General features: G+C 69.3%; 7 protein-coding genes. 3 read left to right on the plus strand and 4 right to left on the minus strand.

The window, feature by feature from the left end; all coding sequences use genetic code 11:
* Positions 1–293: 293 nt before the first annotated feature.
* Positions 294–788, plus strand: a complete 495-nt coding sequence (locus tag AB0K09_RS28115; RefSeq protein ID WP_366068226.1) for a peptidylprolyl isomerase — start codon at positions 294–296, stop codon at positions 786–788.
* Between the two features lie 25 nt (positions 789–813).
* On the opposite strand, the gene AB0K09_RS28120 is transcribed toward AB0K09_RS28115, so the two are convergent.
* Complete coding sequence (locus tag AB0K09_RS28120; protein ID WP_366068220.1) at positions 814–1116, minus strand: hypothetical protein; 303 nt, start codon at positions 1114–1116, stop codon at positions 814–816.
* 230 nt (positions 1117–1346) lie between these two features.
* On the opposite strand from AB0K09_RS28120, the gene AB0K09_RS28125 reads away from it, so the two are divergent.
* Positions 1347–1820, plus strand: coding sequence for a hypothetical protein (locus AB0K09_RS28125; protein ID WP_366068221.1), 474 nt, complete (start codon positions 1347–1349; stop codon positions 1818–1820).
* Here AB0K09_RS28125 and AB0K09_RS28130 read toward each other — a convergent pair.
* From AB0K09_RS28130 to AB0K09_RS28140, 3 genes are all read right to left on the minus strand, one after another.
* Complete coding sequence (locus AB0K09_RS28130) at positions 1781–2500, minus strand: transposase family protein (RefSeq protein ID WP_366068222.1); 720 nt, start codon at positions 2498–2500, stop codon at positions 1781–1783. The two genes, AB0K09_RS28125 and AB0K09_RS28130, sit on opposite strands and share 40 nt — an antisense overlap.
* Positions 2501–2578: 78 nt before the next feature.
* Positions 2579–2809 (minus strand): hypothetical protein, encoded by a 231-nt coding sequence (locus AB0K09_RS28135; protein WP_366068223.1) that lies wholly within the window; start codon positions 2807–2809, stop codon positions 2579–2581.
* Between the two features lie 795 nt (positions 2810–3604).
* Entirely contained in the window at positions 3605–5020 is a 1416-nt protein-coding gene (locus AB0K09_RS28140) for a DEAD/DEAH box helicase (protein ID WP_366068224.1), read from the minus strand.
* A gap of 416 nt (positions 5021–5436) precedes the next feature.
* On the opposite strand from AB0K09_RS28140, the gene AB0K09_RS28145 reads away from it, so the two are divergent.
* Positions 5437–5970: a GNAT family N-acetyltransferase gene (locus AB0K09_RS28145; protein ID WP_366068225.1), complete on the plus strand. Its 534-nt coding sequence runs from the start codon at positions 5437–5439 to the stop codon at positions 5968–5970.
* The last annotated feature ends 369 nt before the right edge of the window (positions 5971–6339 follow it).

The raw sequence follows: 6339 nt of genomic DNA on the forward strand, positions 1-6339 counted from the left end.
ACCAGCGGCTGGATCTTCTTCGACCGGAGCACCTCCTCCAGCACCGGCCGGTCCGAGCTCTCCAGCACCAGCCCGTGCGTCGGGTGCTTCAGCAGGGCGACAGGCCGCCAGGGGAGCCGGGACTTACCGCCTTCGCAACGGCGCGGGACCGGTTGGGGTTGCCTTCGGTGCACGACGGGGTCGGCCGCACCACGTCCTCGTGACGCCCTCACGGGTGCCGGACGGGCGGTGGTGGGGCGGCGAACCCGCGAGTCGTTCAACAAACCGAATCCGCGAATGGAACGATGACCGCCATGCCGAACCCACGTGTGTACTTCGACCTGTCAGCCGACGGTAACCCGCTCGGGCGGGTCGTCATGGAGCTGTGCGAAGATGTCGTACCCAAAACCGCCCGAAACTTCCTGGAACTGGCGACCGGCCAGCACGGATTCGGCTACAAAGGCTCGACCTTCCACCGCGTCATCCCTGGCTTCATGCTCCAGGGTGGGGACTTCACCAACTACAACGGTACCGGCGGCAAGAGCATCTACGGAGAGCGTTTCGAGGATGAGAACTTCACGTTGAAACACACCGGGCCTGGAATCCTGAGCATGGCAAATGCTGGCCCCAACACGAATGGCTCACAGTTCTTCATCTGCACTGCGAAAACCGCATGGCTCGATGGCAAGCACGTGGTGTTCGGTCAGGTCGTCGAAGGCTACGAGCACGTCAAGAGGATCGAACAGTACGGGTCTGATTCGGGCAGGACCTCGAAGAAGATCACCATCGATGACTGCGGAGCCCTCTGACCGACATCCCCCGCCCGGGCGTGAGTCATGGTCGCGACCGGCAACGCCTCGTACTCCGACAGAGGATGCTCAGGGTGGTCATCGGGCACAGCGTCCACGGCGGCGCCAGAGCGCGCTCGGTAAACAACGCCTCCAGCACGGCGCGCCGCTCGCCGTAGGGCCGGTTGAGCAGCTCCTGGCCGCCGAGCTGGAGAACCTCGAAGGCGATGAAGTGCGCGGGCATGGACGCGGCAAGCCGGGGGACGTCACGTTGGCCGGCCGACGCACGGCGCTGCAGCGCCTTGAACGACAGCGTGTCGGCCTCCCACACCACCAACTCGCCGTCCACCCTGAGGCAGCTGCTGCGCTGCAGCGACGAGGTCGGGAAAGCGCCCCTGGATGAACGCACCGCGCCTCGACTGCAACAGCACCGCACCGCCGACCCGGGCCGGAGTGAAAACGAGGCACCGATACCCGTCGAACTTCGGCTCGAACGCCACACCCCCGCGCAGCGCGCCGGGACCCGGAAGCGCGTCGCGCGGCTGGGCGAGCATCGGCTCGACCGGAGGCGTCAGCACCATGGACAACGCAGTCGCCCCCCAGACCGACATCGGGCACCCGGCCGACGTGCAGTTCCTTTGCTCACGCCGCATTCAGGACGGCGAGGGCGAAGTCTTCGAGGCCGGCCATCTCGCAGTGTGCTGGCTCGAGCAGCAGGTTGGGCCTGAGAGACATCAACTCCTGACCGAGGAGACGAGCCTTGCCTGGAAGGCCCTGCGAGCGACGAACCGGCCGGCCATCGTCGAGAGCACGCAGGGCCGACGAATCTCCGGCATGAGGATCGGCCCTGCCGCCCATGACCTCGTGACCAGCAGCGAGATGCTGCTGACACGAGGCGGTGTCCAACGTCTGCATCTGGCCGCCGCGCCCCCAACCGGTCAGATACGGGACAGGCTTTACGACCTCGTGCACGGTTGGCCGTGGCGCGTCGCCGGCCGTGCTGTGTCCTCGGGTCAGACCGCTCGGGCGAACGGCCGGGTGGTGCTTTGCTGATGTGAGACCACGGCGGCGACGGCCTGGATGGTTTCCGGCAGGTTTTCACGGCGGCCGTGGTGGCGGGCGAGGATCCTCCAGTTCTTCAGGTAGGCGATGCCGTGCTCGACGCGGATCCGCCGGGAGGAGTGCGCGTGCTTGTCGCGGGCGTGCATCTCCTCGTACCAAGGGGGCGGGCTCTTGCGGAACTTGCGGTGCGGCGGGGTAACGATCCGGCCGCCGGTTTGACCACCGAGGCCCTGATAGCCGGCATCGGCCAGGATCTCCACCCACGGTCCCGTGCCGAGCAGGTCGACGAGCCCGGAAGTGCGGGCCTGGGTGATGTCGGGGCAACTGCCGGGCCGGGGCTCACCGCAGAACAGCAGTCTGCCCTCGGCATCGGTGAGCACCATGGCTTTGACAGCGTTCTGCTTGCTCTTGCCCGAGGTGAACCGGTCCCGGCCGGCCGTTCCCTGCGCGGGACGACGGACTCTGATCTCGGTGGCGTCCAGGATCGCCCGCCGCCCGCTCGAGCCCAGATGCTCCACGACGTCGGCGAGTGTCCGCAGCCCGGGAGCGACGGTGCAGCCGCGTTCGGCCAGCAGCGGCCGCACCTCGCCGATTGCCCGGGTGATGGTGGAGCGGTCCACACCGAGCCAGCAGGCCAGAACGTCGTGCGTCGTGCCATGCCGCAGATACACGAGTGTGGCCAGCAGCCGGTCGATGAAGACCAGCCTGGGTGCCGCTCATGCCACAACGGGTCGACCTCAGCGATAAGTTCAGCAACTACCGCCGGTGACAGCCCCGTGATCCGCTGGTTCCCGATCGCGACGGTGGTTCTGCCGTAGCCGGAGCATGTTGACCCGCCGGGCACTGCCGGGGGTCGTGGACACGTCGATCGGGTCGCCCTGGATGACGGTGATACGGGCCCGGATGGTGTTGATGAACGTACGGTAGGCGTTGGGGTCGGTGCTGTAGATGTCCAGGGTGGCCACAAGGGGCGGAGGCATGTCGATCTCCTGTCTCGAAGTGTCGGAAGGGGCTCGGCTCGCTCGCACGATCGGCAACGCACACCGGCGGTCCGCGCGCCGCACCCGGCATCGCCCGACACCTGCCGATCCGAACGATCCATCCACGGCATCGCGCAACACCGCCCACCAGTGGACCTCCCCGGCGCCCACGGACGGAAGGCCGGATCCGGCTGGCCCCAGCCCGCCCGGCCTGGCGCCGACCGGCGCGGTTCACGGCCGAACACGGCCCGCACTTGTGACTGGCGGGCAGGGCGAGCCGTGCCAGCCGCCGCAGGCGCTCTTCACCGGTGGCTGGAAGACGTGGCCATCGAACAGATGACCCATGTGCAGGGTGATGAATCGGTGTGCGGATCGCGCAGTTGCCGCAGGCCCGGCGCCGGCGGGTGGGTGGGGCACCTTTTCCGCAGCGATGCTTATGCACAGGCACCGGGCCGACAGAGGGGGAACCGACCTGTGTCGGGCTCAGATCAGGGTGCAGTCAGGCGCATGACGCTGTATCACCCGAGGTGCGTTGGCAGAAACGGACGGCACCGCGAACCGAGTTCGCCAGTGAAGCCGGGTGCCCCACTATTGCGCCGCCGCCGTACGCCGGGCTATCCCGTACAGCCGCCAAGTTGCGGCTTCTTCCTCCTGGTTCAACCGCGGGCCGGGCGCCCGGCCTCAGTCGCTCACCACGCGCCCGACAGATCCTCTCCCCAGCCCGCCCCATGCCCTCGGACACGTTGCCAACGTAGGACCCCGAAGCCACTCAGCACGAGGTTCGAAAGCAGCCACTCAGCCGCCGCGGCGTACCCGGGCCGCCTTGCGGGCCTCGGCGAGCATTCGGGCCTCGCCGGCCTTGCGGGACTTGCCGCCGGTGCCGCGGGAGGTGTCCTTGCTGGTGCCCAGGCCGCGGAAGGGGGCGTTGGTGTTCTTGGCCCGGGGTGCGGCGGGCCCGCCGTCGAGCGGGGTGCCGGAGGGGGCCTTGGCCCCGGTGATCCGGCTCAGCTCCGCCTCGCCCGAGCGCACCTTGGTGATCCTCGGCTCAATGCCGGCCTCGGCCATCAGCCGGCTCATCTCGCGGCGTTGTGCCGACAGCACCAGCGTGACGACGCTGCCGGACTGACCTGCCCGGGCCGTGCGGCCCGCGCGGTGCAGATAGTCCTTGGGGTCGGTGGGCGGGTCGACGTTGACCACGAGATCGAGGTCGTCGACGTGCAGACCACGGGCCGCGACATTGGTCGCCACCAGGACGGTGATCTGGCCGTTCTTGAACTGCGCAAGGGTCCGTGTGCGCTGCGGCTGGGATTTGCCGCTGTGCAGGGCCGCGGCGTGCACTCCGCTGGCCCGCAGATGCCGGGTGAGCTGGTCGACTGCGTGCTTGGTGTCCAGGAACAGCAGTACGCGGCCGTCGCGGGCAGCTATCTCCGTGGTGACGGCGTACCGGTCGGGGCCGTGGACGACCAGCACATGGTGGTCCATCGTCGTGACCGCGCCTGCGGACGGGTCGACGGAGTGGACGACGGGGTCGTGGAGGTAGCGGCGGACCAGGTGGTCGACGTCGCGGTCCAGGGTGGCCGAGAACAGCATCCGCTGGCCGTCGTGCTGCACCTGGTCGAGCACCTCGGTGACTTGCTGCAAGAAGCCCATGTCGCACATCTGGTCGGCCTCATCGAGGACGGTGATCCGTACCCGTCCCAGGCGGCAGGCCCTGCGCTCGATGAGGTCGTGGAGGCGGCCGGGGGTGGCGACGACGACCTCGGCGCCGTCGCGCAGCGCAGCGGTCTGCCGGCCGATCGACACGCCGCCGACGACCGTGGCCATCCGCAGCCGGAGTGCGTCGGCATACGGCGCGAGCGCCTCGGTGACCTGTTGGGCCAGCTCCCGGGTGGGCACGAGGATCAGAGCGAGGGGCTGCTTCGGCTCCGCGCGCCGCCCGGCCGTCCGCGCGAGGAGCGGCAGGCCGAAGGCAAGTGTCTTGCCCGATCCGGTGCGCCCGCGCCCCAGGATGTCGCGTCCCGCCAGAGCGTTGGGCAGTGTGGCTGCCTGGATCGGGAAGGGCTCGCGCACGCCGTGCTCGGTGAGCGTTCGCAGCACCTCGGCCGGCAGTTCCAGGTCGGCGAAGGAGGTGACCGGGGACACCGTCGGAGTGAGGGGCGCTGGCTGGGCGAGGTCGCCGTGCGAGGTGCCGAGGCGGTCCGGGTGATTCATGAAGAGCCTTCCGCATGGGGAACGTATCGAGGAAGGCCCGGCAGGAATGAGCAGCCGACCACCAAGGGAAACCGGACGGACAGCATCGTCAGCCGTCACGGCCGCCCGAACAAGCGATAGTAACACAAAGTGACGGTTTACCCCGGCGTTGTGCGCTGATCACTCCATCTGTATCGGTGACGCGACACAGAACGAGATCCATAGCGAAACCACACCGGTGACCGTGAAGCTCGGGCGTGTGGGTCTCCAGCGCCAAAAGCCGCCGCGCCCAGCTCACCGAGCCGCAGCACACAGCGCTCGCCGAGTTGCGCGTCGGGCTTGCGCGGGTCCCGGCGGTGCAGGCGTGCCGCTGAGGCCTGAGGCGGGAGGTCGTCTCGATTACCCGTGCGACCCCCGTCTTGGGCAGTATGGGGGCCATGACCGAGATCCACACCCCACGCCTCGTCCTGCGCCGCTGGGATGACGACGACCTTGTCCCCATGGCGGACATCAACGCCGACCCGCAGGTCATGCGCTGGATCGGTGACGGCTCGGTCCTCGACGGGGACGGTACGGCGGAGGCCGTCGAGCGGTGGGAGGAGGAGTGGGACGAGGAGGGCTTCGGTGTCTTCGCCGTGGAGCTCCTGGGCTCGGGCGAGCTGGCCGGAGCCGTCGGTCTGTCCGTTCCGGAGTACCTGCCGGAGGTGCTGCCTGCCGTGGAGATCACCTGGCGGCTCGGCCGACAGTTCTGGGGCCAGGGCTACGCCTCCGAAGCCGCCCAGGCCGTGCTGGAGTTCGCGCTCCAGGACCGCGGCCTCGACCGGGTCATCGGCATCGTGCGCCCGGGCGACGATGCCTCGGAGAACGTGCTGCGCAAGCTCGGCATGGTGCCGGAGCGCGAAACGGTCCACCCGGTGTATGGCTTCCCCTTGCACGTCCACTCCATCGACCTCACCGAGTTCCAGGCCTGACCGGACGGCTCCGGCTTCAGGCCGGGTGATCCGGGGCGATGCCGTCGGAGGTGACCAGGGCCTGGTAAGGGTCCGCGGCGGCCTCCATCCGCCGGCCGACGGCCAAAGTGGTCGCCTTGGGCTTGCCCCGGGGTCAAGGCCGGCGGCGGAACAGGCCGCGGCGCCTGCCCGGCTCCCGGTCGCGGTCGTCCTCCGGCTCGGGGCTGCGCGGGAGCCGGTTCCCAGGCGGCTTCGGCGGCGGCCTTCTCGCGGGCGACGTCATCGGCGTGGCACGTCCCGCACGCGGACAGGGTCGCCGGCCTTCCGCTCGCCGGTGCATCCCGCCCGCACACACCCCGGCTGTCGGCGGCCGGCAGATCCTGGTCGGCG

It is taken from the genome of Streptomyces sp. NPDC049577 (genome assembly GCF_040675635.1).
GTDB lineage: Bacteria > Actinomycetota > Actinomycetes > Streptomycetales > Streptomycetaceae > Streptomyces.